The following is a 26,611-nucleotide window of genomic DNA, read 5'->3' as shown; positions in this document are numbered from 1 at the left end:
CCTGTCCCGGCCCTATCGCCGGCAAGCCAGCTCCCACAGGTCACTCACTGCTTTCAAGGCCGCTGGAGTACCTGTGGGAGCTGGCTTGCCGGCGATGAGGCCAGTGCAGCTGAATGAGCCCCGCTGGAGGGGCTCGGCAGCTTTATTCAGCCAGTTTGTAAGCGATGATGTAATCGCCCATCCTGGTCCCCAGCGAGCCATGCCCGCCGGCGGTCACCAGCACGTACTGCTTGCCATCCTTGCCGCTGTAGGTCATCGGCGTGGCCTGGCCACCCGCTGGCAGGCGGGCTTTCCACAGCTCCTTGCCGTTGTTCACGTCATAGGCGCGCAGGTACTGGTCCAGGGTGCCGCTGAGGAAGCCGACGCCACCGGCGGTGACGATCGAGCCACCCATGCTCGGCACGCCAACCGGCAGGCCGATCGGCACCGGGGTGCTGTCGCGGGTGGTGCCGTTCTTGTGCTTCCACACCACCTTGTTGGTGAACAGGTCGATAGCGGCGACATACCCCCAGGCCGGGGCCTGGCACGGAACGCCCAGTGGCGACATGAACGGATGCATGGTCACTGCGTACGGCGCACCGGTGTTCGGCTGCACGCCGCTGGTTTCGCTTTCGCGCTTGCTGCCCTCGGCCACCTGCTCACGCGGGATCATCTTCGAGACGAAGGCCATGTAGTTGGGCGAGGTGAACAGCAGCTGGCGCACCGGGTCGACCGACACGCTGCCCCAGTTGAACACACCAACGTTACCCGGGTAGACCAGCGAGCCTTGCTCGGACGGCGGGGTGTACTGGCCTTCGTAACGCAGCTCGCGGAACTGGATGCGGCACAGCATCTGGTCGAACGGCGTGGCGCCCCACATGGCCTGTTCGGTCAGCTCAGGGCCCAGCAGGTTGAGGTCGGAGCGGGCCTGGGTCGGCGAAGTGTGATCGCCTTTCACCGCACCTTGCGGGGTGGGGATTTCGCGGATCGGCACGATCGGCGTGCCGTCGCGGCGGTCAAGCACGTACAGGCTGCCTTGCTTGGTCGGCACGATGATTGCCGGCTTCACGCCGTCGTCGGTCTTCAGGTGGACCAGGGTCGGCTGGCTACCCACGTCCATGTCCCACAGGTCGTGGTGGGTGAACTGGTAGTTCCAGCGGGCCTTGCCGGTGGCAAGGTCCAAAGCGACCACGCCGGCACTGTACTTCTCGGCACCCGGGGTACGGTCAGCGCCCCACTGGTCCGGGGTCTGGTTGCCCAGTGGCAGGTAGATCATGCCGAGGTCTTCGTCGACGCTGGCGATCGACCACATGTTGGCCGAGTTGCGGCTGTACATCTTGCCGGGGGCCAGTGGCTGTGTGTCGTCCGGGTTGTTGCTGTCCCAGTTCCACACCAGGTGGCCGTCGTGCACGTCGTAGGCGCGGATCACGCCGGACGGCTCGTTGGTCGACTCGTTGTCGGTGACGTGGCCACCGATGATCACCAGGTCACGGGTGACTGCCGCTGGCGAGGTGGAGTAGTAGCCGCCAGCGGTGAACGGGCCGATGCCGGTGGTAAGGTCGATCACGCCCTGGTTGGCGAAGCCTTCGCAGACCTTGCCGTTGTCGGCGTTGATGGCGATCAGGCGGGCGTCCGCAGTCGGCAGGTAGAGGCGGCGAGGGCAGGCCTGGGCCACGGCCTGGCCGGCGTCGGTAATTTTCGGTGCCGGGCGGCCGTCGCGGCTGACGTAGCGGTTTTCGTCATAGTACGAAACGCCACGGCAGGTCATGTGGGCAAAGCCCTTGAAGGTGCCGACCGGGCTCTTGACCTGCGGGTCGTAGCGCCAGATTTCCGCGCCGGTGTCCGGGTCCAGGGCCAGCAGGCGGCTGTGCGCGGTGCAGGCATAGAGCATGCCGTTGACCTTCAGCGGGGTGTTCTGGTTGGTCAGCTCCACCGGGTCGTTTTCGGTCGGCAGGTCACCGGTGCGGATGCGCCAGGCCTCTTCAAGACGGTAGGCGTTCTGCGGGGTGATCTGGCGCAGCGGCGAATAGCGGTCGCCGTGCTCGGTGCGGCCGTAGGCCTGCCACTCGCCGTCGGGCATGGCCGGGGCGGCGCTGGCCATTTCGCTGCTGTCGCGGCCCAGTTCGCCGAACACCTCACCGGGGTGGGTGAACTGGCTGCCCAGGGCGCAAGCGCCCGAAGCGACCACTGCAACGCTGAGCAGCGCAGTGTTGGCCTTGCTGGCCGGGCCGATCAGCGGGCGACGCGCCCAGGGCAGCAGCAGGACCACGCCGATGGCAAACCAGATGGCCAGGCGCGGTACCAGTTGCCACCAGTCCAGGCCCACTTCGAGCAGTGCCCATACGGTGCTGCCCAGCAGAACCAGGCCGTAAAGGCCCAAGGCGATGCGGCGCTGGGCCAGCAGCAGGATGCCCGCCAGGGCAAAGCCGATACCGGCGATCAGGTAGTACAGCGATCCGCCCAGCTGGCTCAGCTTGATGCCACCGGCCAGCAGGGCCAGGCCCATCAGCAACAGCAGCGCGCCGATCAGACGCGGTAGCCAGCGGCTTCCATTGTTGGCACCTTCAGTGCTCATCGTAGGTTCTCCGTCAGGTCAAAAAGGGGTTAGAAACTGCTCTGGATCTTCAGGCCGCCGATCAGGGCGCCATCGACCTGCGACACCCCGCCCGGGTGGCGGATGTACTGCAGGTTGGGGCGTACCGTGAGCCAGTCGGCCAAGTGGATGCCGTAATACAGCTCGGCGCTGTACTCGGTGTCCTGCACCGGCAGGAAACCGGGGTTGTCGTAGTCGTCGATGCCGCTGGCCTGGTTGGCCAGGCGCGCGTTCTTGCGGTAGGCAGGGTTGACGTGCACGCGGGCGAGGGCGAAACCGATGTCGTCCTTGGCGCGGGCGTCGAATGGCCCTTTGTATACCAGTCCTGCCTGAACATAGTTGTCGATGGCATTGGTCTTCTTGTCGTGCACCGTGGCGTTGGCGAACAGGCTCAGGCCACGCGACTGGTCGGACGCCAGCGAAGTCACCTGCTGCTGGGCGCCGAGCCACAAGCCGTGCTTGCTCGAACTGCTGCGGTAGGCGGCGCCGCTGAGGGCTGCCGGCTGGCCGTTGCTGTCCTTGAGAACATCCTGTGCCTTGGCATTACTGTAGTAGTAGCCGGCGCGATATTCCCCTTTCAGACCATTGACCCGTGGGCTCCATACCAGTTCTATCGGCATTACCGCGCCTTGGGTGCCACTGCCGCTGAGCTTGAAGCCGTTGCCCGATTCCAGGTTGGAGGGGTTCTGCTCGAACACGCCAACCTGGGCGTAGAGCGCATCATTGAGGTTGTAGCGCACGCGCAGGGCCCACTGGCTGACCGGCCAGTTGTACCAGATGCCACCCGCCCAGTTGCCTACCTGCGAACCGCAGAAGGCCAGGTTCTGGAAGTCGCAGGGGAAGCTGTTGAAGTCTTCGCCCTCGCCGAAACGGCCGAATTTCACGTCCAGCGCGCCGTCGAAGTACTTCTGCTTGACCCACAGCTGCGTCAGCCGCCAGGTTTCGCCACGGCCCCAGACTTCCTGGGCCGAGGTGAAACCGCCGACGCGCGGGTCGTTGATGCGGTCGTTGCTGATGTTGTCGCCATGGCGCTCGGTGATGGTCAGCTGGAATTCGGTGTCGTGCCAGCCAAGGATCTTCTCCAGGTCCAGGTGGCTGCCGAAGGTGAACTGGTCGCTGTAGCGCGCGGTGCGGTCGTGGTCGTGGCCACCGTGCAGGTTGCTGCCCATCTCGCCGGTGTAGCCGAGAGTGAAGTCGTAGCCTTTTTCCAGCAGTTCGCTGCGGGTGCCACCCCAGTCGCCGAGCATCCAGGGCGAGTCGCTGGCGAACATCTCGCTGGCGCCGGCGTGGGTCGCCAAGGCACTGAGGGCAAGGCCGATGTGACAGGTTTTGGGCAGTTGGAGCATGAGATAGCGCTATCTTTTGATTATTGAATAAACGGCAAGCGCATCGAAGGGCGGGCCCTTCAATGGATATGGCACAAGATGGTTTCGATGAAGCGATTCAGCTTTCGGCGGGGAGGATATAGGGGAAGTTGTAAGAAAAAAAGACAAATTGTCGCAGTGGATTGTTGCCCATATGGCAACAGTCCAGGGCTTGCGTGCTCTTTGTGGGAGCGGGCGCGCCCGCGAACACCGGCGAAGCCGGTGCCATCCACCGCGTCGGCTTCTTCGCGGGAACGCCCGCTCCCACAGATATCGGATTGCTCAGAAGGTGGTACGCAGGCCCACTTCCACGCTGCGCCCCGGCGCCGGCGCGATATCGCGCAGGATCGAGCTGGCATAGCGCACGGTCTGGTCAGTCAGGTTCTCACCGCGCACAAACGCCAGCCATTGGCTCTGGCCAACTTCGAAGCGGTAGCCAACGCTGGCCCCCAGTGTTGTATAGCCGTCAGTGCTGGTTTCGTTGGCCGGTTTGCGATGCTGCGACGCAGCGTGCTGCACATCGACCCGCGCCTGCCAGCGGTCCAGCTCCCAGACCAGGCCGCTGTTCAGGCGCAGTGGGGCGATGCGCGGCAGCGGCTCGCCACTGTCGAGGTTCTTCGCCCGGGTGTAGTCACCAGAGACCTCCAGGGCGAAGCTGCCATAGCGGTTCTCGGCCAGTTGCCAGCGGTCCTGGGCCTCGATGCCATAGAATCGCGCCCGCACGCCCTGGTACTGGTACTCCGGGAAACCGTCATGGTCGTGATCGTGGTCGTGGTCATCCTCGCCATGGTCGTGGTCGTGCCCCTCGCGCAGGTTGCCGGTGCCGATCAGGCCGATGTAGTTGCGGAAGTGGCTGTAGAACACCCCGACACTGCCCTTGTGGGTGCCGTTGTCGAAGCGCAGCGCCAGGTCGGCGGAAATGGCTTTTTCCTTGTTCAGGTTGGCGTCGCCGACCTCAAAGGCCCCAGTGGCCACGTGGGCACCGTTGGCATAGAGCTCGTAGAAGGTCGGGGCGCGCTCGGTGTAGCCAAGGTTGGCGGCCAGCGCCCAGATCGGGTCGAGCTGGTACACCGCCCCGGAGGACAGGCTGAAGGCGTTGAAACTGCTGGCGCTGTCGGCGCCGACGAAGTTTTCGTTGCCTTTGGCATCCGGGTCGACCCGTGTGTGCTCCAGGCGTGCGCCCAGGCTCAGGTTCAAGCGCTCGCTGGCTTGCCACTGCTCCAGCATGAACAGCGCCAGGCTGTCGGTGTCGGTGTGCGGGACGAAGGCTTCCTCGCCCAAGGCGGAGAATTCGTTGCGGCTGACCTGGGCGCCGATCACGCCTTCCACCGGCCCGAGCGGTTGGTGGCGTGCTTCGATGCGTGCTTCATAGCCCTTGTTCCTGAAGGTGGTGTGAACCTCGCCTTCTTCGATTTCACGGTGCTCGTAGTCGGTGTAGCCGGCATCGACCTTGACCGAAGTGAACGGGCCTTCCAGGTCACGCAACTCGGAAGCGAAGGCGTAATGGTCCTGCTTCATGTCCAGGCGCACACCTGGTTCGGCCACCGAACCATAGTTGCTGTCGTAGCGGCTGTATGACAGGCCGGCATAGCCATGTTCCCAGTGGTAGGCGCCACCCACGGCACCACCGTCCTGGCGGCCGTCGCTGTTTTCCAGGCGGTGCTTGCTGCCGGGCTCGTCGGCATCACGTACCTTGGAACTGCGCGCGTAACCGGGGATGCGCAGGTCGTTGAACTGGCGGCTGTTGGCATCCAGGTGCAAGGCGAAGGCACCGTTGCCGGCCTCCAGCTTGCCAGCACTGCTGCGGGTGGTGTCGGCGCCGCCGTAGCGCAGTTCACCCGCACCCTGGATACCCTCGATAGGGGCATCCGGGATGCGGTTGTCGAAGGTATTGACCACGCCGCCGATGGCGTTACCGCCGTAGAGCAGGGCTGCCGGGCCACGGACGATCTCGACTCGGTCGACGGTCACCGGGTCCAGCGGCACGGCGTGGTCGTAGGACAGCGATGAAGCATCCAGGGCGCCGACGCCATTGCGCAGGATGCGAATGCGGTCGCCATCCAGGCCACGAATTACCGGGCGGCTGGCGCCAGGGCCGAACCAGGTGGAGGCGACCCCGGGCTGCTTGTTCAGGGTTTCACCGAGGCTGCCGTGCTGCTGTTGCAGCAGGTTGTCGCCTTCGAGCACGGTGCTGGGGGCGGCCAGCTGGCGGTTGCCCAAAGGGTTGGCGGTGATGACCTGGGGTTCGAGTTCCACCGCGTGGCTGGGTGCTGCGGCCAGCCAAAGCGCGACGGCGAGGGGAGAGAGGCGAAGCGGTGTGTACAGCATGGGGATGGGGCGTTCCTTGGCAGATGCGTTTGTATTGTTACAATATAACATCTCTATTTCAGCACAGAGGTTTTGCGCCTGGCCAGCGGTTTTTCTGCCGACTCGCCTGATCCCACTCACCACTACACTCGTGTAAGGTGCGCATCTTTCCTACGGAGCACTGGCATGAGCACGGCCCAACACAACGCGCTGCACGGCAAGACCCTCGAACAGATCCTCACGGAGCTGGTGGCGCACTACCAGTGGCAGGGCCTGGCCGAACGCATCGATGTGCGCTGCTTCAAGAGCAACCCGACCATAAAGTCGAGCCTGACCTTCCTGCGCAAGACACCGTGGGCACGGGAAAAGGTCGAGCAGCTGTACGTGAAGCTGCAGCGCCAGGCCTGACATGCCGCGTCATCGCTGGCTGACCGGCATGGCTGTGCTGGGTTGGTTCGGCCTGACAGTACAGGTGTACCTGGTGCTGTTGGCGCGCTGGCAGGAACAGGCCAGCCTGGTTGGTGGCCTGATCAATGTGTTCGGCTATTTCACCGTATTGACCAATACCCTGGTGGCAACTGTGCTCAGTTATGCGGCGTTCGGCCGGGAGGGCCGTGCGAAGCGCTTTTTCCTGTCGCCTTCGGTGAGCTCCGCGGTGGCCGCCAGCATCGTGCTGGTGGCACTGGCCTACAGCGTGCTGTTGCGTCACTTGTGGCAACCGCAGGGCTGGCAATGGCTGGCGGACGAGTTGCTGCACGATGTGATGCCCGTGCTCTATGCCTTGTATTGGTGGTGCGAAGCGCCCAAGGGCAGGTTACGGCTATGGCACCTGCTGGTCTGGGCGGCGTACCCGGCGGCGTATTTTGCTTATGCGTTGTGGCGGGGGAGCGAGATTGGCGTATATGCCTACCCGTTCATCGATGTGGCGAGCCTGGGGTATGGGCAGGTGATGCTCAACGCCCTGGGAGTGTTGGCGGGGTTCTGGGGGATCGGGCTGGTGTTGCTGGGCGCTGGATCGGTGGCGTGGGGTACATAAGCTTGCTTAGCCTGTGCCGGCCTCTTCGCGGGCACGCCCGCTCCCACAATGTATGGCGTTTGCAGTTCACTGTGGGAGCGGGCGTGCCCGCGAAAAGGCCGGAGCAGGCGATAACATTCATTCGTCGTCCGCAGTCCCGTCAGCACGCCAGTAGGCCACCGCCTTCAGCGCATCCTCAGGCACACCTTTCTCCAGCAAAACCGCCTTGGCCTGCCGGCTCAGGGCTTTTTCCAGTGCCACCCACCCATACAACCGGCCTTGCGGTAATGCCAGGTTGTTCACCAGTGCCAGCAAGTCTTCCTTATGGCGACGTACCCAGATCACCTCCACCTGCGCCTTGCTCGGCAGGGGCTGGCGTTCCTGCTCGTCTTCGATCTGGATAACCGCCAGCACCTGGCGGCCTGCGGGCAACTCCTCCAACCGCCGGCCAATGGCCGGAATGGCGGTCTCGTCGCCAATCAGCAGGTAGCTGTCGAAGATGTCCGGCACTACCGTCGAAGCCCGCGGCCCGGCGATGTCCAGGGTTTGCCCGGGTGCCGCCTGGGCGGCCCAGGTGGAGGCAGGGCCATCGCCGTGCAGCACGAAGTCGATGTCCAGCTCATTGGCCACCAGGTCGATGCGCCGTGGCGTGTACTCGCGCATGGTCGGCCGTGCACCACCTTGCCGGCCCAGGTTGCGAGCCTCGATGGCTTGCTGTTGCTCTGGCGTTTCGGCGAACAGCAGCTTGATATGGTCGTCGCTACCCACGCTGGTGAAGCCTTGCAGCTCGGCGCCAGCAAGGGTGATGCGGCGCATGCGTGGGGTCAGTTCGGTGACCCGCAGCACCTGCAGGCGGCGCTGGCGGATCTCGTGGTTGACGCGGTGAATGGTGTCACTCATGGGGTGTCTCCCTGACAGGTTCGGCCGGCCCGGAGGCGATGGCCTTGGCGGTATGGTTGAGCAGGTCGCGAACCCGCTCGATTTCTTCCGGTGTCCAGTGGCCGCTATGCATGTGCAGTGCGTGGCGCAGGTTCCCGACCGCTTCATGAATCTCTGGCGGGCGGTCGTGGCCGCGCAGGGCGCGCTTGCTGACTTCGATGCGCATGCGCACGCCGTCCAGGGCGACAGCCTGTTCGGCCAGCGCGGTGCGGCCGGCTTCGGTGATGGCATAAAGGCGTTTGCTGCCTTGTACCTGGCCGCTGATCAGCTCGGCCTCCTCGAGGAAGTTGAGGGTGGGGTAGATCACCCCGGGGCTTGGGCTGTAGCTGCCGTCGAACAGGTTTTCGATCTGGCGGATCAGGTCGTAGCCGTGGCCTGGCTGCTCGGCGAGCAGGTCGAGCATCAGCAGCTTGAGGTCGCCGGGGGCGAAGACGCGCGGGCCGCGCTCGCCACGGCCGGGGCGCCGCTCGAAGGGGTCGTGAGGGGTGTGTTCGCGCATGGGGGCAGGGCTCCGTCGTTTGCGATATATCGTAAGATATTACTCAAGATATATCTAAAGACAAGGCCTGTAATGCTGATGATTATCATCTAGTTGTTCGATGTACCCCCTTGCGAGGTGGCTGTGTGCACGGCCACCTGCGGCGGTTTGCATTCATTCGGATTGCCCGGTTGCAGGTACGGCATGAGGATCGGAGCCATGCCCTTGAGTACCTGCACCGGCAGTGCCGAGGTGAACTTGAAGGCCTCTGCCGAGCGCCCCGGCACGAATGCGGTCAGGGTGCCGAAGTGGTTGTCACCGAGGAAGAACACGAAGGTGGCGGTACGGTTCAGCGAGCGCGAGCCGATCAGCCGGCCGCCAGCCCCAAAGCTTTCGATGCGGTTGTCACCGGTACCGGTTTTGCCGCCCATTACCAGTGGCGTGCCGTCCTGCAGCTTGAAGCTGCCGGAAATGCGCCGCGCGGTGCCCGCATCTACCACCTGCGACATGGCGCCCTTGAGGGCGCGCGCCACTTCGACCGGCAGAATGCGCACACCCCGGTCCGGGTCAGTGACCAAGCTTGGTCTCGTAGGGCGTGTTGGCCGCGAAGTGCAGGGTGTCGATGCGCAAGGTCGGCAGACGCACGCCGTCGTTCTGGATGATGCCAACCAGTTCGGAGAGGGCGGCGGGGCGGTCGCCCGAGCTGCCGATGGCGGTGGCCAGCGACGGCACCAGGTGGTCGAACGGATAGCCCACGCGCTTCCAGCGCTGGTGGATGTCGAGGAACGCTTCGATCTCGACCATGGTGCGAATGCGGCTGTCACGGGCGCCCTGATGGCGGCTCTTGAACAGCCAGCCGTACACCTCCTGGCGCTCGAAGCGGCTGGCGTTGACCATCTCGGTCAAGGTCGAACCAGGGTTCTTCAGCAGATAACCGAGCAGCCACAAGTCCAGCGGGTGAACCTTGGCGATGTAGCCCTGGTCGGGCAGGTCGTACTTGCCCGGGCCGTAAGCTTCATACATCTCCGACAGGCGGCCGTCGGTCAGTTTGCCGAGGGCGATCTTGTCCCCCTTGAGGTGGGCGCGCACGAAGGCATTGAAGGTTTCCTGACCGGCCTCGGGGAACAGGTAGCGGTGCACGGCCGCCAACCGTTGCGGTGTCACGCGCATGCTGTCGAGGAAGGTGTCCAGGCGCTGCTGCGAGGTCTTGCGCTGGTATTTCTTCCAGAAGCGCATCAGGTAGTTGGTGCCTTCCTTGTCGGCAAAACGGGCCAGGTATTCCTGGCGGCGCGGGTCGGAATCGTCCTTGAGCAACGGCACGCGGTTGTACGGCTGTTGGTAGGTCACATAGCGCACCAGGTCACGCATCAGGCGGATGAACGGCAGGTTGATCGACTCGCGCAAGGCATCCTTCAGTGTCGGGTTGCGGCTGTTGTCTTCCTTGCGGAAGTTGTTGAACACGTGCATGCCGCCGCCGGTGAAGAAGGCCTCGCCGGTGTTGGCCGAATACTTGCGCTCCAGCGCCGCATCGAGCATGGCGTCCAGGCTCTGGTTCTTGCTGTTCTGGGCCAGCCATTCCAGTGACCATTGGGTAATCCGGTCGAGTTCGGCGACTTCGACTTTCTTCAACTCGGCGGCAGGCTTGCCGGCGTACTTGTCGTGCAGCTCGGCGATGATCTCCAGGTAAGTGGTGAGCACCCGCAGCTTGGCGGTGGAACCCAGCTCCAGCTTGCTGCCTTCGTTGATGTCGAACGGCTGGTCGGTGCTGTCGGTCTGCACCCGTACCCGCGAGCCGTCCGCGGTGCGCTCGAACAAGGTGAAGCTGTAGCTCACCTGGTCGGTGGTCTTGGCGGTGAGCAGGCGTTCGCCGATCAGGCCGATCTGCGCCGCGAATTCAGGGTCGGCAAGGTTTTTCAGGTACTGGCTGACCTGCAGCTGCAGGTCGGACTGCAACGTACTGGTTGCCGACACGTCGAGCCGGTCGAGGTCGTACAGTGGGCGGTTGAGCATGGCCGCCAGGCGGTTGCGTGCCAGGCTGATGCCCTTGTTGGTAACGATCGGCACGATGGTCGGTTGCGCTACCCAATCGCGGTATACCGCCTTGCTGGCCAGTGCAGCGTCGGCCAGTGGCTGCTCGATGACCTTGTTGGCGGCCAGTACACGGATATGCGCATCGGTCAGTTCGGCCAGTTCGACCCGCCCCTTGGACAGGTAGTGCGACGGCCGGCGCTGGGCAATCATCAACGACAGCACCTGGCGCAGGGCCAGGCCGCGTGCGGCCATGCTTTCGGGGTCGCTGGTGGTGGCGTTCAGGGCCTGGTTGACCTGGTCGAAATCGGCGCCGTACCACACCCGCAGGCCTTCGGCCATGCCATGCACTTCGCCATGCCCAGGCACTGCCGACAGCGGCACGCTGTTGAGGTAGTCACGCACGATGCGCTGGCGCGCCTCGGTGGTATCCGGGCCACCCTGGTAGGCGCGCACACTGGCGGAAATCATCTGACGGATCTTCTCGGCGCCAGACACTGTCAGGCCGTCCGGTGAGTGGCGGTACTTTTCCAGCTGCGTGGCCAGGGTGCTGCCGCCGGCGGACTGGCCGGGCAGGGCCAGGTACTTGGCCACCTGGCTGTAGGCGGCCTTGGCAAAGCGCGGCCAGTCCACGGCCGGGTTGTTGCGCGGGTCCTTGGTGTCGAGCAGGTCGCGGTTCTCGATGAACAGCAAGCTGTTGACGATTACCGGCGGGATTGCCGCAAAGTCCGGGTACAGGTGTTGCGGGTAGTTGTACTGGTACAGCACGTCGCCGCGGCAGTCGGTGATCGACAGGCCGGCCTGGATTTTCTCGATATAGGGGGCGAACAGCCCATGATCGACGTAGTTCATCAACGCCGGCGAGAACCTCACCTGTTCGCTGATCAGGTAGTCGCGCTTGAGCAGGCGCGGCAGGAATTCGCCCAGGGCGCTGTAGCCCAGGCGTTTGTCGAACGGCCCTTCACCGGGATAGACGATGGCATCGCTGGGGCCTGGTTGCAGCGAATAAGTGAGGGTGCTGGCCAGTTTGCTGAATTCCCGCGACTGCAGGTTGGAGGTGCGGAATTCGTCATACGCAGCGAAGCCGATAGCCACCAGCGCCACCAGCAGGATGAGGATGATCAGCCGCCACCATAGCCGACGCTGGCGGGGGGAGTTGGGGTGTGGCGTCTCGACCGGAGGTCTCTCGGGTGCTTCCGTTCTGCTTGGTTCCGATTGCCACAGTGCGCCCATAGTCTTCTATCCGGCCAGGTATTTTCGTCTTGCTTGTCTGAAGCTTAGACGTTGAGCGGGTCAGGTGAAAAATTTGTAAGAGGCGGAGAAAAGTGGCGTAGGGCTATGCGGCTTTGGTGTGGGTTCGCTCGTAAGACGATATTGCTATGGTGGCCGGGCGATTTTGGGTGCTTCGCGCCCCATTCGCAGCACAAGGCTGCTCCTAAAAGGGAATGCGTATCCACTGTAGGAGCAGCCTTGTGCTGCGAATGGGTCGCGAAGCGGCCCAGAAATCTAGCTGAATTTTCCTGTTTATACAGCGAAAAACCCTACAACGGTCTTCCTATACTGCTCGCCCCCTTCGCCTTGCCGGGCGCTCTATTCCGGCACTCGGGCCGGCCCACGAGGCCAGCCCGGCAAGCTAACGCCACGCCTATCGGCCTGGCCGATGCTGCACGAAGGTCAACTCCAATAACAAAATGAGGTTGTATTGCTATGCCAGTCGGCAACCACTCTGCCCACGGCCAGGCCACTGAAGGCGGCCCGCTCAAGCGTGAACTGGGCGAACGGCACATCCGCCTGATGGCGCTGGGCGCCTGTATCGGTGTCGGTCTTTTCCTCGGTTCGGCCAAGGCCATCGAAATGGCCGGCCCCGCCATCATGTTGTCCTATATCATCGGTGGCCTGGCCATTCTGGTGATCATGCGCGCCCTTGGTGAAATGGCCGTGCACAACCCTGTCGCCGGCTCGTTCAGCCGTTATGCCCAGGACTATCTCGGCCCGCTGGCGGGCTTCCTCACCGGCTGGAACTACTGGTTCCTGTGGCTGGTGACCTGTGTTGCCGAAATCACCGCAGTGGCCATCTACATGGGCATCTGGTTCCCCGACGTACCGCGCTGGATCTGGGCCCTGGCGGCGCTGGGCAGCATGGGTGCGGTCAACCTGGTGGCCGTCAAGGCCTTTGGTGAGTTCGAGTTCTGGTTCGCCCTGATCAAGATTGTCACCATCATCGCCATGGTCCTTGGCGGCATCGGCATCATTGCCTTTGGCTTCGGCAATGACGGCGTGGCAGTGGGCATCTCCAACCTCTGGAGCAACGGCGGCTTCATGCCCAATGGCGTGACCGGCGTGCTGATGTCACTGCAGATGGTGATGTTCGCCTACCTGGGCGTGGAAATGATCGGCCTGACCGCTGGTGAAGCACGTAACCCGCAAAAGACCATTCCGCAAGCCATCGGCTCGGTGTTCTGGCGCATCCTGCTGTTCTATGTCGGTGCACTGTTCGTAATCCTGTCGATCTATCCATGGAACGAAATCGGCAGCCAGGGCAGCCCGTTCGTCATGACCTTCGAGCGCCTGGGCATCAAGACTGCCGCCGGCATCATCAACTTCGTGGTCATCACTGCAGCGCTGTCGTCGTGCAACGGCGGCATCTTCAGCACCGGGCGCATGCTCTACAGCCTGGCGCAGAACGGCCAGGCCCCGGCAGCCTTCGCCCGCACCTCGAAAAACGGCGTGCCGCGCAATGCGCTGCTGCTGTCGATCGGCGCGCTGCTGCTGGGCGTGCTGGCCAACTACCTGGTGCCGGAGAAGGTCTTCGTCTGGGTTACTTCGATCGCCACCTTCGGCGCGATCTGGACCTGGGTGATGATCCTGATGGCGCAGTTGAAGTTCCGCGCCGGCCTCACCACTGCCGAGCGCAAGGCACTTAAGTACCGCATGTGGCTGTGGCCGCTGAGCTCGTACCTGGCGTTGGCCTTCCTGGTGCTGGTGGTCGGGCTGATGGCGTACTTCGAGGATACCCGTGTGGCGCTGTACATCGGCCCGGCCTTCCTGGTGTTGCTGACGGTGCTGTATTACGCGCTCCGCCTGGCGCCGAAAGACGCGCAGGGTGTGGCCAGTACTGCTTCCTGATCTGAAATGGCCGGGGCCGCTGCGCGGCCCTTTCGCGACACAAGGCCGCTCCTACAGGCGACCGCGCCAGCTGCATGGGCCGCGATCTCCTGTAGGAGCGGCCTTGTGTCGCGATGGGCTGCGTAGCAGCCCCAGGGGTTCTATCAGGCTGCCACCTCGTTGTGCGGCTCGAAGCTGTCGGCCCGTGCCAATTGCCACATGCGCGAATAAAACTGCCCGTTCACCTCGCCAGTCAGCAGCTCACCCGGCTTCAAGAACACATGCATCTGCGAGAACAGCTTGATCTCGGTGGCCGAGATGCGCCGTACCAAGTGCTTGGCTTCCAGCTGCGCCGGGTGCTCCAGGCCCGCTGCCGCAAGCATTTCGGCCAGGGCACGCAAGGTGTTGTGGTGGAAGTTCATCACCCGCTGGGCTTTGTCTGGCACCACCAGCGCACGCTGGCGCAGCGGGTCCTGCGTGGCCACACCGGTCGGGCACTTGTTGGTGTGACAGCTCTGCGACTGGATGCAGCCAATGGCGAACATGAAGCCGCGCGCCGAGTTGGCCCAATCAGCGCCAATGGCCAGCACGCTGGCAATGTCGAAGGCGCTGACGATCTTGCCGCTGGCGCCCAGCTTGATCTTGTCGCGCAGGTTCAGGCCGACCAAGGTGTTGTGCACGAACAGCAGCCCTTCGCGTAGCGGTACGCCAATGTGGTCGGTGAACTCCACCGGCGCCGCACCCGTGCCGCCTTCCTTGCCGTCGACGACGATGAAGTCGGGCAGGATGCCGGTTTCCAGCATGGCCTTGGCGATGCCCATGAACTCCCACGGGTGGCCCAGGCAGAACTTGAAGCCTACCGGTTTGCCGCCAGACAGTTCACGCAACCGGGCAATGAACTGCATCATCTCGATGGGGGTGGAGAAGGCGCTGTGGCGCGACGGCGAGATGCAGTCTTCGCCCATCAGCACGCCACGGGTTTCGGCAATTTCCCGGGTCACCTTGTGCTTGGGCAGGATGCCGCCATGGCCGGGTTTGGCGCCCTGGCTCATCTTGATTTCGATCATCCGCACCTGCGGGCTGCGCGCCTGGGCGGCGAAGCGTTCGGGGTCGAAGCGCCCGTCCGGCGTGCGGCAGCCAAAGTAGCCACTGCCCAGTTCCCAGACCAGGTCGCCGCCATGCTCGCGATGATATGGGCTGATGCTGCCCTCGCCGGTGTCATGGTGGAAATTGCCCAGCTTGGCGCCCTGGTTGAGGGCACGGATGGCATTGGCGCTGAGCGAGCCAAAGCTCATTGCCGATATGTTGAAGATCGATGCCGAGTAGGGCTGGCTGCACTGCGGCCCGCCGATGATGACCCGGAAGCTTGCCGGGTCGGCCAATGGTGCTGGGCGCATGGAGTGGCCGATGAACTCGAAGCCGGACTCGTACACGTCGATCAGGGGTGCCGAAAGGTTTGTCCGAAGCTTCGTTCTTCGCCCGTGCATACACCAGCGAGCGCTGCGCGCGGGAGAACGGCAGGGCGTCGCTGTCGGCTTCCAGCAGGTACTGGCGGATTTCCGGGCGAATGGCCTCGACCAGATAGCGGATGTTGCCCAGGATCGGGTAGTTGCGACGTACTGCGTGGCGTTGCTGCAGCAGGTCGAAAAGGCCGATCAGGCTGAGGATGGCGGTGCTCAGGGTGAAAGGCCACAACCATTCGTGGTGGGTGAAGGGCAGGCTCGCCAAGGTAAACAGCACACAGGCGGCAAAGAAGGCATAGCGACTGAGAAGTGACAGGCTCATACAGGGTCCTTGCGAATGGCGCGGTCAGGCTCAGGGCCTGGGCAAACGCCGACCATAGCCCGGTTTGGGCGGTGCTGAAAATGAAAATCGGGGTAGCGAAAATCATTCTCGCAGAGCCTGGCAACAGTCTTCAGGCCAACACTGACTGTTGTAGGAGCAGCCTTGTGCTGCGAAGAGGCCAGTAGGGAAACAGATTGTCTTCGGCAATTACGGCCTCTTCGCAGCACAAGGCCGCTCCTGTAGGGCCTGTCTTTGACCTGAAGTCAACAACAAGGGATTCAGGTAGTGTCGCGCAGCAGCTTCTGCCGCCAGCTTTCCTGCTCCTGGGCTGGCGCCTCGACCAGGAACGAATAGCGCCCGCCCACCCGCACCGCCACCGGCACTCCATCGCGATACAACAGGCGGTTGCCACTCACCGCCGGCACTTTCGCCCCCGGCAGCAACGACCCGACCAGGTTCAGCGGGTCACTGGCACTCACCACCACCAGTGCCCCGTCCAGTTCACGCCGTCGAACCTGCCGCAGCAGCCCCACCGCCTCCGGCAAGGCGAACTGCTCGCCGGCCAGTCCGGCAATGAAGTGTCCGCCACGAATTTCGCCACGCGCTTCCAGCCGGTGATAGCAGCGCAGCAATTCGCGCCAGGGCGGCAAAACATCGCTTTCGCGCTCCAGCAGGCGCCAGCACACCACGCCATAGCGCCGTAGCAGGGCCCTGGCGATGTGCTCCAGGCGCTGGCTATCGTCTACAGTGCCCCTGCGCAGCAAGGCCCAGCGCCCGGCATGGGACATGCTGCTGGACAGCGGCGGGTGCCCGCGTCGGCTACTGCGCGCTGTGCGTTTCGCCGCCGGGGTGATCAGGCTGCGCAGGCCGATGAAGCTGTCGGCCCCCACCAGGCCTGCACCGACCAGCTCCTGCAAGGCCGTCTCCAGTTCGCTGGGCAGCAGGTGGGCATCGTGTGCCAACTCATCGAAGAACAGCGCACCATGCGCGTTCAGCACCGCGTGGACGCGTTGCGCCCGTGCGCCGAGGCTATCCACGGCAGGCACAGGGGCAAGGCTGCGCCACAGGCCAAGGTGCTCCCGCGGCAGCAGCACCAGCGGTGTGCTCGACAGGGTATTGCTCGACACGGTCGCCGCCAGCCGGCTCCAGGCGAACTGCCCGCTACGGCAGGCATCGTCGAGCCAGTGCGGGCTGTAGTCCTTGATACGGGCCGGCAGCAGTTCGGCTTCCCAGGCGCCGGCGGCACTCGGGAACCCTTGCAACTGGCCAAGTACCTCGGCCACGGCTTGCGGGCCACGCAGGTGCGTGTCGTTGGCCAGGTGCTGCCAGTCGAACAGAAAACGCATGAAGTCCTGCAGGCTGACCGGCTCGATCTCCCGGCGCAGGCGTTTGACCGTGTAGCGGTGGATGCGTGCCAGCAAATGGCGCTCGCACCACTGCAGTTCGCTTGCGCCAGGGCTGAAATGCCCACGCAGCACATAGCCTTCGGCTTCCAGGCGGGCCAGGGCCTGTTCGATGGCCTGTGGCGGTTTGCCAAGCGCCGCCGCAATCTGCGCGCGGGTCAGCGGGCCATGGCCGCTCAGGCGGGCTCGCAACAGTTCGACCAGCGCAACGTCCGGTTCGATGGCCTGATCGAAGCCTGGCAGTACCTGCAACGCAGGTTCCAGCCGGGAGCCGGGGTACAGCACCTGCAGCAGGCTCAACCGCTCGCGCGCCAGCCACAGTTTTTCATCCACCAGGCGCAATGCCCGGCCGGCCTTGGCCAACTGCCTGAGCAGCAGCTCCCAGCCGGCATTACCCTGCACTTCGTCCTGGCTGATGGCACCCAGGCCCATCAACGCTTCATGCATTTCGTCGGCATTGCCCGGTTGCGGCCAGGCCTCGGCCGCGACGGCGGCAATGGCATCGGCGTCCAGCGCGCCCAGGTCGTCGCCGTGCTGCACCTCGCTCCAGCGCCGATTGAGCACTGCCTGCGTGCGCCGTTCTTCCAGTGGTGCGTCATCCAGGAAGGCATAGGGCCGAGCGTTGAGGATGGCCGAAGCCAGCGGCGAAGGGGCGGGCAGGTCGCGGCACAGCAGGCGCACCGTGCCGCTTTCCATACGCCGCAACAGCGCCAGCCAGCCTTCGCTGTCCATTGCCTCATGCAGGCAGTCGTCGAGGGTTTGCTCGACCAGCGGATGATCGGGAATCTGCCGTTCGCCGACGATGTTCTCCAGGCAGGCGATCTGGTCGGGGAACACAGCGGCGATCAGGTCTTCGCTCTTCATCCGCTGGATCTGTGGCGCCACCTTGCGTCCGCCGACGAAGCGCGGCAGTGCCATGGTCACACTGGCGTTCCAGCGCCAGCGCACGCCGAACAGCGGCGCATCGAGCAGCGCCTGGACAAGGATCGGTTCGGCGCTGCGGCTATTGAGGTAACGCCACACGTCGTCCAGTTCGAAACTGTGGCTGGAGGACAGCGACAGCACGATGGCGTCCTCGCTGGCCGCCGCCTGCAACTCGAAGTTGAAGGTGCGGCAGAAGCGCTTGCGCAGGGCCAGCCCCCAGGCGCGGTTGATGCGGCTGCCGTAGGGCGAATGGATGATCAGCTGGGTACCGCCGGACTCATCGAAGAAGCGCTCCATCACCAGCGTGTCCTGGGAGGGCAGGGCGCCGAGCACTTCGCGGGTGCGGGCCAGGTAATCGAGCAACTGGCCGGCGGCGTCTTCGCCGAGTTCGAAGGCACACTTCAACCATGCCAGTACCTCGGCCTGGTCGTTGCCAGCCAGCTGTTGGTCGATCTGCGCCTGCAGCCGGGCCACCGCGGCAGACAGCTCGTCGCTGCGCCCCGGCGCCTCGCCCAGCCAGAACGGAATGGTCGGTGGCAGGCCATGGGCATCTTCCACCCGCACCCGGCCCGGCTCGACCCGCAGGATGCGATAGGAGGCATTGCCCAGCTGGAAGATATCCCCGGCGATGCTCTCCACGGCAAAGTCTTCGTTGACGCTGCCAATGTTCAGGGCCTGCGGTTCGAGCAGCACGGCGTAGTCGGCGTTGTCGGGGATGGTGCCGCCGCTGGTCAGGGCGGTCAGCTGGCTGCCACGACGGCCCCGCAGGGTGCCGCTCACCGCATCGCGGTGCAGGTAGGCACTGCGCACGCCCTGGCGGCCGTTGTAGCCCTCGGCGAGCATGCGCAGCAGCGCCTGGTAATGGTGCTGGTCGAGTTCGGCGTAGGGCGTGGCCTGGCGCAGGCAGTTGAACAGGGCCTGTTCGTGCCAGGGCTGGTTGCTGGCTTCGGCGACGATCTGCTGGGCCAGCACGTCCAGCGGCGCCCGGGGAATGTGCAGTTCGTCCAGCTCGCCCCGACGTACGCAGTCGAGCAGGGCGACGCATTCGATCAGGTCATCGCGCGAAGTAGGGAACAGGCGCCCCTTGGGCACGCCATCGACCTGGTGGCCAGCGCGGCCGACCCGTTGCAGCAAGGCCGCGATCGAACCTGGCGAAGCGATCTGGCAGACCAGTTCGATGTCGCCGATATCGATGCCCAGCTCCAGCGAAGCAGTGGCCACCAGCACCTGCAGCTGGCCGTTTTTCAGGCGTTGTTCGGCATCCAGGCGTAGTTCCTTGGCCAGGCTGCCGTGGTGCGCGGCAACCGCCTCCTTGCCCAGGCGGTCGCCGAGGTGGCGGGTGATGCGCTCGGCCAGGCGCCGGGTATTGACGAACACCAGGGTGGTGCGATGTTCGCGCGCCAGGCTGGCCAGGCGGTCATAGACCAGCCCCCACACATCAGTGGCCATCACTGCCCCCAGTGGCACTGGCGGTACTTCGATGGCCAGGTCGCGCTGCCGAGCATGGCCGACATCGACGATGGCACAGCTGCGGCCGTTGCCGACCAGAAACTGCGCCACCCGCTCTACCGGGCGTTGCGTGGCCGACAGGCCGATACGCCGCAATGGTCGGTTGCACAGGGCCTGCAGGCGCTCCAGGGTCAGTGCCAGGTGGGCGCCGCGCTTGTTGCCGGCCAAGGCATGGATTTCGTCGACGATGACCGTATGCACGCTGGCCAGGCCTTCGCGGCCCGAAGCCGAGCCCATCAGCACGTAGAGCGATTCGGGTGTGGTCACCAGGATGTGCGGTGCCAGTTTGCGCATGGCGGCACGCTCTTTCTGCGGGGTGTCGCCGGTGCGCACGGCTGTGGTGATGCGCGGGGCATTCAGGCCCTGGTCCGCGAGGGCCTGGGTGATGCCTTCGAGCGGTGCCTGCAGGTTCAGGCGGATGTCGTTGGACAAAGCCTTGAGCGGTGAAACGTAGACCACCAGGGTTTGCGCGGGCAGCTCGCCCTGGTGCTCCAGGCCCTGGCGGAACAGTTCGTCGATCACGGCCAGGAACGCGCTGAGGGTCTTGCCCGAGCCGGTCGGCGCGGCCAGCAGCATTGACTGGCCCGCGTGGATCAACGGCCAGGCCTGGGCCTGGGCGCCGGTGACCGTGGCGAACTGGCGGCGGAACCAGGTGCGCACGGCAGGGTGGAACAGCTCGAGCACCGGGTGCTGTTTGGCGGGCAGATTCATGTGTTGGTTATGGAGGGCGTGGGGCGGGTTGGCAAGGGGCCGTTCGTCTGGCCGGTCGGCTACATCCTGTGCCGGCCCTTTCGCGGGCATGCCCGCTCCCACAGGTACCTGCGCCGCTCTCAAGACCTGTGGAGGACCTGTGGGAGCGGGCGCGCCCGCGAAGAGGCCGGCACAGGAAACACGGGCCTTGTCAGGCCAATGACCCCCATGGGATCCTCCCGGGCCATTGTTGCAAGTGAGCCCAGCCCATGCCCAAGACCATCCGCATCGCCGCCGCCCTGCTGATCGATCCCCAGGGCCGCACCCTGCTGGTACGCAAGCGCGGCACCCAGGCCTTCATGCAGCCCGGCGGCAAGATTGATGCTGACGAAACCCCGTTGCAGGCGCTGGTGCGCGAGTTGCATGAGGAACTGGGCCTGCACATCGACCCGGCCCAGGCCGTGCACCTGGGTCAGTTCAGCGCCCCGGCCGCCAACGAGCCGGGCTTTGAGGTACAGGCCGAACTGTTCCGTGTCGACAGTGCCGCCGCCGTGCTGCCGGCCGCGGAAATCGAAGAGGTGGCCTGGCTGGCCGCTGACCAGGCCCCCACCTTGCACCTGGCCCCCCTGACCCGCGACCTGATCCTTCCGCTGTACCGCCAGGCCGTCAGCGCACCGCGCTGACGCCATCGAGGGTGGCGAACGAGGTGTCCTTGGCGGTCAGCAGGAAGTCGCGCATGTAGGGTGCATCGAGCATGTCGGTGCGCACGGCGGCATAAAGCGTGGCGAACAGGCCTTTTTCACCCAGGCGCTTGCCCTTCACATACCCGCGCGAGCTGTACTCGTGCAATGCCCAGTGCGGCATACCGCACACGCCACGGCCGCTGGCCACCAGTTGCATCATCATCACCGTCAGCTCTGATGTGCGCACGGCGGCGGGCTCGATGTCGGCCGGCTCCAGAAAGCGGGTGAAGATGTCCAGGCGATCGCGTTCCACCGGGTAGGTGATGAGGGTCTGGTCGAGCAGGTCCTGCGGCACGATGTACGGCTTGCTGGCCAACGGATGCTGGTTGGCCACCGCCAGCATTGCCTCGTAGGTGAACAGCGGCACATAGGTGATGCCTGCCAGGTCCAGAGGGTCGGAGGTTACCACCAGGTCGAGGTCGCCGCGGGCCAGGGCCGGCAGCGGGGCGAAGGCAAAGCCGGAGGCCAGGTCCAGCTCCACCTCCGGCCAGGCGTCACGGAACTGGTCGATGGTCGGCATCAGCCACTGGAAACAGCTGTGGCATTCGATGGCCATGTGCAGCCGCCCGGCGGTGCCACCGGCCAGGCGCGCGATATCACGTTCGGCGCCGCGCAGCAGCGGCAGGGTGGCATCGGCCAGTTGCAGCAGGCGCAGCCCGGCGCTGGTGAAGCGAATCGGCTTGGTCTTGCGTACGAACAGCGGCAGGCCCAGGCGCTCTTCCAGCTCCTTGAACTGGTGCGACAGCGCCGACTGGGTCAGGTGCAGGCGCTCGGCGGCCTCCACCAGGCTGTCGGCCTCGCGCAGGGCATGAAGGGTTTTCAGGTGACGGATCTCCAGCACAGCTGACTCCGGGGTGTGGATTTGAGGAAACAGGGACTGAGTTGAGGTTTCCCTCATGTTGCCACGCCTGTCGACTGGGCAGACGGCCGCACCGCCTGGCGGGAGTCATCAAACTGTCACTGAACTGTGGCAGCGCGCCCGAACAGAATTCATCAGACTCGCGCTCTACTGGGGATCTGCATTCTGGTGTTTCTTTCATGCGGGCTTTTTGGCTTTTTCTTTTCTTTGTATTCGGCGTACCTGCGGGTTTCGCTGAACAGCGTTGTGACGCCCACGTGCCGGTGCAGCGGGCCGAACTGGGTGCGGTCAGCCTGGTGTACCAGAGCGTCGGTGCGCCACGCGACCCGGCCTTGTTGCTGGTGATGGGGCTGGGCGGGCAGTTGATCCATTGGCCGGACGACGTGGTAGAGGCGTTGTGCCGCCAGGGCTTTCGGGTGATCCGCTATGACAACCGCGATGTCGGCCTGTCGCGCTGGAACCAGGTGCCGCCGTCGGCCAACCTGACGGTCGAACTGCTGCGCTACAAGCTGGGCTTGCCGGTGGCTGCGCCTTATACGCTGACCGACATGGCAGATGATGGCTTGCGCTTGATGGATGCGCTGGGCGTGCGCCAATTCCACGTGCTGGGGGTGAGCATGGGCGGCATGATTGCCCAGCATTTGGCGGCCATGGCGCCCGAGCGCGTGCGCAGCCTCACGTTGGTCATGTCCAGTTCAGGGGCCGCGGGATTGCCAGCGCCGGATCCGGCGCTGGTGCAACTGCTGGCCCGGCGCAGCGCGCCGAACCGCGAAGTGGCCATCGAACAGCAGGCCGACCTGCTGGCGGCGCTGGGCAGCCCCGAGGTGCGTGACGATCGTGCGGTGTTGCTGCAGCAGGCGGCCGTGGCCTACGACCGCGCGTTCAACCCGGATGGGGCCAAGCGCCAGATCATGGCGATACTGGCCGAGCCGAGCCGGGTCGAATTGCTCAACCAGTTGCGGGTGCCGACCCTGGTGGTGCATGGCACGGCCGATCCGTTGCTGCCGGTGATGCACGGCGTGCACCTGGCGGCGCATATCCAGGGTAGCCAGCTACGGCTGATCCCTGGGTTGGCGCACCGCTTTCAGGAAGAATTCAAGGCGCCGTTGCTGGGGGCGGTGTTGCCCTACCTGCAGGCGCATCGGCAGGATGTCACGCATATCGCAGGGCTCTGAATCGGCGTTGGCCTCTTCGCGGGTTTACCCGCGAAGAGGCCAACGCCGATTCCGATCAGTGCATCCGCACCCACAAGGTCACCAGCACGGTCGCGGCCATCAGCCAGGCCACCGTGGCCAACGCCAGCGACGCCTCCAGGCGCAGGCGGTCTACCAGTACATACAAAGTCGCCAGATACACAAAGTACGGAATGATCGACCACATGCCGAACAGGATGGTCGTCTTGAGGTCGGCCATGCTGCGCCCCTTGCCGACGATGTAATGGGCAATCAGGGCGAAGGTGGGGAACAGCGGCACCAGCCCGGCGATGTAGTAATTGCGCGTCTTCGACAGCACCGCCAGCAGCACTACCACGCCAGCACCGAGGGCCGCTTTGAATACCAGGTCCACGTTGTCCTTCCAGGTTGGGGTTGAGGTCAGCCGAGGCCGTATTTTTTCACTTTGTCGAACAGCGTGGTCTTGGCCATGCCCAGCTCCTGGCTGGCCTGGCTCAGGTTGCCGCCAGTGCGTTGCAGAGCGTCGCTGAGCAGGTTGCGCTCGAACGCTTCCACCGCCTCGGCAAAGCCCAGCCCCTGGCTTGCACCGCCGCTGGGGCCTTTCTTGAAAGCCGGCAGGCCAAGGGCATAGCGTTCGGCGACGTTGCGTAGCTCACGCACGTTGCCTGGCCAGTCGTGAGCCATCAGGCGCGACAGGGTCTGGCTGTCCAGCACGGGTGTTTCACGGTCGAAGCGCAGGGCCGACTGCTGCAGGAAGTGTTCGAACAGCTGCAGGATGTCTTCGCGGCGCTCGCGCAGCGGTGGCAGCTCCAGGGTTACCACGTTCAGCCGGTAATACAGGTCGCTGCGGAACTGGCCGCTCTGGCCCATGGCATCCAGGTCGGATTTGGTCGCGGCGATCACTCGGCAGTCCACCGCAATGCTCTGGTTCGAGCCCAGCCGCTCCAGGGTGCGCTCCTGCAGCACGCGCAGCAGCTTGATCTGCAGGTTGATCGGCATGCTTTCCACTTCGTCGAGGAACAGCGTGCCGCCGTTGGCGTGTTCGATCTTGCCGATGCGGCGTTTGCCGGCACCGGTGAAGGCGTTGGCCTCGTGGCCGAAAATCTCGCTTTCGAACAGGTTTTCCGGCAGGCCGCCGCAGTTCAGGGCCACGAAGGGCTGGCCCTGGCGGCGGCTGAAGTCGTGCAGGCAGCGGGCGACCAGTTCCTTGCCGGTACCGGTTTCGCCTTCGATCAACACGTTGGCTGAGGTATCGGCGACGTTGGCGATCAGTTCGCGCAGGTGCTCCATGGCCGGTGAACGGCCAATGATGCGGCCCTCAAGGCTGCTCTGCTCGGCCAACTGGCGGCGCAGGGCCACCACTTCGCGCGACAGCCCACGTTGTTCAAGGGCTCGGCGCACCACATCGACCAGGCGCTCCGGGGAGAAGGGCTTTTCCATGAAGTCGTAGGCGCCATTGCGCATGGCGCCCACCGCCATGTCGATATCGCCGTGGCCGGTGATCAGCACCACCGGCAGGCTGCGGTCACGGGCCTTGAGACGGTTGAGCAGCTCCAGGCCATCGATACCCGGCAGGCGTATATCGCTCACGACGATGCCGGCGAAGTCGTCGCCGATGCGTTCCAGCGCCTGCTCGGCGCTGCCCACGCCTTCACAGGCGATGTCTTCCAGGGCCAGCGCCTGTTGGCAGCCGAGCAGCACATGCGGGTCGTCTTCGACGATCAGGACGGTAAGAGGCGCTTGGTTCATGGGTGCTCTGCCGATTCGCTAGGGGTTGAGGCCAGGGGCAGGGCGAGGACGAAGGCCGTACCGCCATTGGCGGGGTGCTCGACGTTGAGGCTGCCCTTGGCGGCGGCGGCAAGGCTCGCCGACAGGGTCAGGCCCAGGCCCAGGCCATGTTCGCCCGGTTTGGTGGTGAAGAAAGGTTCGAACAGGTGCTTGCGCGCCTCGGCGTCGATGCCATGGCCATTGTCGCGCACCTGCAAACGGTACTTGTCGCCCTGCAGCTCGCCTTCCAGCCACAGTTGCGGCCGTGGCTGGGCGGCCATGGCATCCAGAGCGTTGCCGATCAGGTTGACCAGGATCTGCTCCAGTCGCGTCTGGTCGATGGCCAGTTGCTGGTCTTCGAACTGATTGTGCAACTGCAGGTGGCAGGCGCTGATGCGGTTGGCCAGCACCTGCAGGGTAGCGTCCACCGCCTTGGCCAGCGAGGCCTGGCCGCTGTCGTCACCGCGCCGGGCGAACGAGCGCAGGCTGGCGGTGATGCGGCCCATGCGGTCGATCAGGTCGTTCATGGTGCGCAGGTTGGTACTGGCGGTTTCCAGCGCCCCGCGTTCGAGGAAGCGCACGGTGTTGCCGGACAACGTGCGCAGCGCAGCCAGCGGCTGGTTCAGTTCGTGGGCAATGCTGGTGGACATCTGCCCGATGGCGGCCAGCTTGCCGGCCTGTACCAGTTCATCCTGGGCGTGGCGCAGGGTCTGTTCGGCATGCCGGCGCTCGCGAATCTGGCCCTTCAGGCGTTCGTTGCTGGCGCGCAGGTCGGCTGTGCGTTCGGCAATCCGTCGCTCCAGCTGGCTGTTGGCTTCCTGCAGCGCCTCGCGGGCTGCCAGTCGAGTGGCGATGACCTTGCGCCGTTCGTTCCAGGCGATGCCGAGAATCGCCAGCAAGGCGAAGGCCACGCCCACCAGGATGCCTTGCACCATGGATTCGCGACGCAGGTCCTGCAGTGGGGTCAGCAGGGTGAAATGCCAGGGCGTGTCGGCCAGGCGCCGGGTCTGGGCCAGGTAGGCCATTTCGCGGGCCTTGCCCTGTGCGGTTTCGCTGTTGGCCGGGAAGGTCAGCTTTTCCACACCATCGGCCAGGGTTTCCCGGGCGAGGGGCTGCAGCTCGTTCAGCGGCCACCAGTAGTACTGCAGGCTGCGGGCCAGACGCTCCTTGATCTGCGGCGTCAGCGGGCGTACCGACTTCAGGCGCCGGGCCGGGTCGCTGGAGAGGATGATGATGCCGTTCTCGTCGCTGACGAACGCTTCCAGGCGGGCACGTTGCCAGCGCTCCTCAAGGGTGTCCAGGCGCACCTTGATCACCGCCACGCCAATGATCTTGCCGTGCTCTTCCAGGCCATGGGCCAGGTAATAGCCGGCCTCGCCGGTGGTGCTGCCGATGCCGTAGAAACGCCCGGGCTCGCCGCGCACGGCGGTCTGGAAGTAGGCCCGGAACGACAGGTCCTCGCCGAGGAACGAGTCGGCATCGCGCCAGTTGCTGGTGGCCTGGACCCGGCCATTGGTATCGAGGACGAAGATGGCCCGGCTGCGGCTGCGCCGGTTCAGGCCTTCGAGGTATTCGTTGACGGCCTGCCGCGAGCCACCGTCAGGGTCGGTGAGCAGGTGCGAGACACTATCTTCCAGCTCCAGCAGGCTCGGCAGGTAGGTGTACTTGCTGATTTCGCTCTCGACCGTGCGTGCGTGCAGCTCAAGCTGGCGCTCGCCGTTTTCGCTGAGGGTGCGGATGCCGTTGCTCTCGCTGATCAGGTAGCCAGCCATGCCCAGGCCGACCATCAGCAGGATGATCAGTGGCGGCAACAGCAATTGGCGGAGCAGGCGGGATTTCACGGCAGGCTTGGCAGGGAGAAGAAGCGAAGGATCGCATTTCATCACAGTGGCCTTGTCACGACCAGCGCCGCCGCCCGAAAGGGCGGCGGCACCGAGCGCTTCAGTGAAGC

At 64.7% G+C, this 26,611-nt stretch carries 14 protein-coding genes and 3 pseudogenes; 5 read left to right on the top strand and 12 right to left on the bottom strand.

Annotated features, from left to right (window positions below; genetic code table 11):
* Positions 1 to 142 precede the first annotated feature (142 nt).
* The 3 genes from QIY50_05035 to QIY50_05025 form a co-directional block, all read right to left on the bottom strand.
* Positions 143 to 2,554 carry a glucose/quinate/shikimate family membrane-bound PQQ-dependent dehydrogenase gene (locus QIY50_05035; GenBank protein WGV21608.1) on the bottom strand — a complete coding sequence of 804 codons (2,412 nt, stop codon included), beginning with the start codon at positions 2,552 to 2,554 and terminating at the stop codon, positions 143 to 145.
* A gap of 29 nt (positions 2,555 to 2,583) precedes the next feature.
* Positions 2,584 to 3,918: a carbohydrate porin gene (locus QIY50_05030; GenBank protein ID WGV21607.1), complete on the bottom strand. Its 1,335-nt coding sequence runs from the start codon at positions 3,916 to 3,918 to the stop codon at positions 2,584 to 2,586.
* Positions 3,919 to 4,218: 300 nt separating this feature from the next.
* The gene (locus tag QIY50_05025) at positions 4,219 to 6,264 is read right to left on the bottom strand and encodes a TonB-dependent receptor (GenBank protein WGV21606.1); all 2,046 of its coding nucleotides are present in this window, start codon (positions 6,262 to 6,264) and stop codon (positions 4,219 to 4,221) included.
* 165 nt (positions 6,265 to 6,429) lie between these two features.
* On the opposite strand from QIY50_05025, the gene QIY50_05020 reads away from it, so the two are divergent.
* Together QIY50_05020 and QIY50_05015 are read left to right on the top strand one after the other, a co-directional pair.
* Positions 6,430 to 6,651, top strand: coding sequence for a VF530 family protein (locus QIY50_05020; protein WGV21605.1), 222 nt, complete (start codon positions 6,430 to 6,432; stop codon positions 6,649 to 6,651).
* 1 nt (position 6,652) lies between these two features.
* Positions 6,653 to 7,289, top strand: a pseudogene (locus QIY50_05015) (Pr6Pr family membrane protein).
* 107 nt (positions 7,290 to 7,396) lie between these two features.
* Here the strand turns inward: QIY50_05015 and QIY50_05010 are convergent.
* The 3 genes and pseudogenes from QIY50_05010 to QIY50_05000 form a co-directional block, all read right to left on the bottom strand.
* Positions 7,397 to 8,158, bottom strand: coding sequence for a siderophore-interacting protein (locus QIY50_05010; protein WGV21604.1), 762 nt, complete (start codon positions 8,156 to 8,158; stop codon positions 7,397 to 7,399).
* Positions 8,151 to 8,696 (bottom strand): PadR family transcriptional regulator, encoded by a 546-nt coding sequence (locus QIY50_05005; GenBank protein WGV21603.1) that lies wholly within the window; start codon positions 8,694 to 8,696, stop codon positions 8,151 to 8,153. Before QIY50_05005 ends, QIY50_05010 begins: the two co-directional genes overlap by 8 nt.
* An 89-nt stretch (positions 8,697 to 8,785) precedes the next feature.
* Positions 8,786 to 11,936 (bottom strand): annotated as a pseudogene (locus tag QIY50_05000) (transglycosylase domain-containing protein).
* A gap of 474 nt (positions 11,937 to 12,410) precedes the next feature.
* Between QIY50_05000 and QIY50_04995 the strand changes: the two are divergent.
* A complete protein-coding gene (locus tag QIY50_04995; GenBank protein ID WGV21602.1) occupies positions 12,411 to 13,829 on the top strand; it encodes an amino acid permease in 1,419 nt (472 codons plus the stop codon).
* A gap of 143 nt (positions 13,830 to 13,972) precedes the next feature.
* On the opposite strand, the pseudogene QIY50_04990 reads toward QIY50_04995, so the two are convergent.
* Positions 13,973 to 15,593, bottom strand: a pseudogene (locus QIY50_04990) (FMN-binding glutamate synthase family protein).
* A gap of 278 nt (positions 15,594 to 15,871) precedes the next feature.
* The gene (locus QIY50_04985; GenBank protein WGV21601.1) at positions 15,872 to 20,140 is read right to left on the bottom strand and encodes a DEAD/DEAH box helicase; all 4,269 of its coding nucleotides are present in this window, start codon (positions 20,138 to 20,140) and stop codon (positions 15,872 to 15,874) included.
* 248 nt (positions 20,141 to 20,388) lie between these two features.
* On the opposite strand from QIY50_04985, the gene QIY50_04980 reads away from it, so the two are divergent.
* On the top strand, positions 20,389 to 20,802 hold the full coding sequence (locus tag QIY50_04980) for an NUDIX domain-containing protein (protein WGV21600.1): 414 nt from the start codon (positions 20,389 to 20,391) through the stop codon (positions 20,800 to 20,802).
* Here the strand turns inward: QIY50_04980 and metR are convergent.
* On the bottom strand, positions 20,786 to 21,703 hold the full coding sequence (gene metR, locus QIY50_04975) for a transcriptional regulator MetR (GenBank protein WGV21599.1): 918 nt from the start codon (positions 21,701 to 21,703) through the stop codon (positions 20,786 to 20,788). The genes QIY50_04980 and metR overlap by 17 nt on opposite strands.
* Before the next feature lie 197 nt (positions 21,704 to 21,900).
* Between metR and QIY50_04970 the strand changes: the two genes are divergently transcribed.
* Entirely contained in the window at positions 21,901 to 22,896 is a 996-nt protein-coding gene (locus QIY50_04970; GenBank protein ID WGV21598.1) for an alpha/beta hydrolase, read from the top strand.
* Positions 22,897 to 22,951: 55 nt separating this feature from the next.
* Here the strand turns inward: QIY50_04970 and QIY50_04965 are convergent, their stop codons facing one another.
* Genes QIY50_04965 through QIY50_04955 form a run of 3 tightly spaced genes read right to left on the bottom strand, consistent with a single transcriptional unit; the run spans position 22,952 to position 26,543 of the window.
* On the bottom strand, positions 22,952 to 23,287 hold the full coding sequence (locus tag QIY50_04965) for a GlpM family protein (GenBank protein WGV21597.1): 336 nt from the start codon (positions 23,285 to 23,287) through the stop codon (positions 22,952 to 22,954).
* A gap of 26 nt (positions 23,288 to 23,313) precedes the next feature.
* Entirely contained in the window at positions 23,314 to 24,591 is a 1,278-nt protein-coding gene (locus tag QIY50_04960) for a sigma-54 dependent transcriptional regulator (GenBank protein WGV23002.1), read from the bottom strand.
* 47 nt (positions 24,592 to 24,638) lie between these two features.
* Positions 24,639 to 26,543, bottom strand: a complete 1,905-nt coding sequence (locus tag QIY50_04955) for an ATP-binding protein (protein WGV21596.1) — start codon at positions 26,541 to 26,543, stop codon at positions 24,639 to 24,641.
* Positions 26,544 to 26,611 lie beyond the last annotated feature (68 nt).

This window comes from Pseudomonas putida (genome assembly GCA_029953615.1).
In the GTDB taxonomy this organism is placed as follows: Bacteria; Pseudomonadota; Gammaproteobacteria; order Pseudomonadales; family Pseudomonadaceae; genus Aquipseudomonas.
Note: the sequence above shows the minus strand (reverse complement) of the source record. Positions and strands in the feature narration are given on the sequence as shown.

Bases quoted from the DNA above. Each gene is read 5' to 3' on its own strand.
- QIY50_05010 (WGV21604.1), bottom strand. From the start codon at position 8,158: ATGAGTGACACCATTCACCGCGTCAACCACGAGATCCGCCAGCGCCGC.
- QIY50_04970 (WGV21598.1), top strand. From the start codon at position 21,901: ATGCGGGCTTTTTGGCTTTTTCTTTTCTTTGTATTCGGCGTACCTGCG.
- QIY50_04995 (WGV21602.1), top strand. From the start codon at position 12,411: ATGCCAGTCGGCAACCACTCTGCCCACGGCCAGGCCACTGAAGGCGGC.
- QIY50_05025 (WGV21606.1), bottom strand. From the start codon at position 6,264: ATGCTGTACACACCGCTTCGCCTCTCTCCCCTCGCCGTCGCGCTTTGG.
- QIY50_05030 (WGV21607.1), bottom strand. From the start codon at position 3,918: ATGCTCCAACTGCCCAAAACCTGTCACATCGGCCTTGCCCTCAGTGCC.
- QIY50_04985 (WGV21601.1), bottom strand. From the start codon at position 20,140: ATGAATCTGCCCGCCAAACAGCACCCGGTGCTCGAGCTGTTCCACCCT.
- QIY50_05035 (WGV21608.1), bottom strand. From the start codon at position 2,554: ATGAGCACTGAAGGTGCCAACAATGGAAGCCGCTGGCTACCGCGTCTG.
- QIY50_04955 (WGV21596.1), bottom strand. From the start codon at position 26,543: ATGAAATGCGATCCTTCGCTTCTTCTCCCTGCCAAGCCTGCCGTGAAA.
- QIY50_04980 (WGV21600.1), top strand. From the start codon at position 20,389: ATGCCCAAGACCATCCGCATCGCCGCCGCCCTGCTGATCGATCCCCAG.
- QIY50_05020 (WGV21605.1), top strand. From the start codon at position 6,430: ATGAGCACGGCCCAACACAACGCGCTGCACGGCAAGACCCTCGAACAG.
- QIY50_05005 (WGV21603.1), bottom strand. From the start codon at position 8,696: ATGCGCGAACACACCCCTCACGACCCCTTCGAGCGGCGCCCCGGCCGT.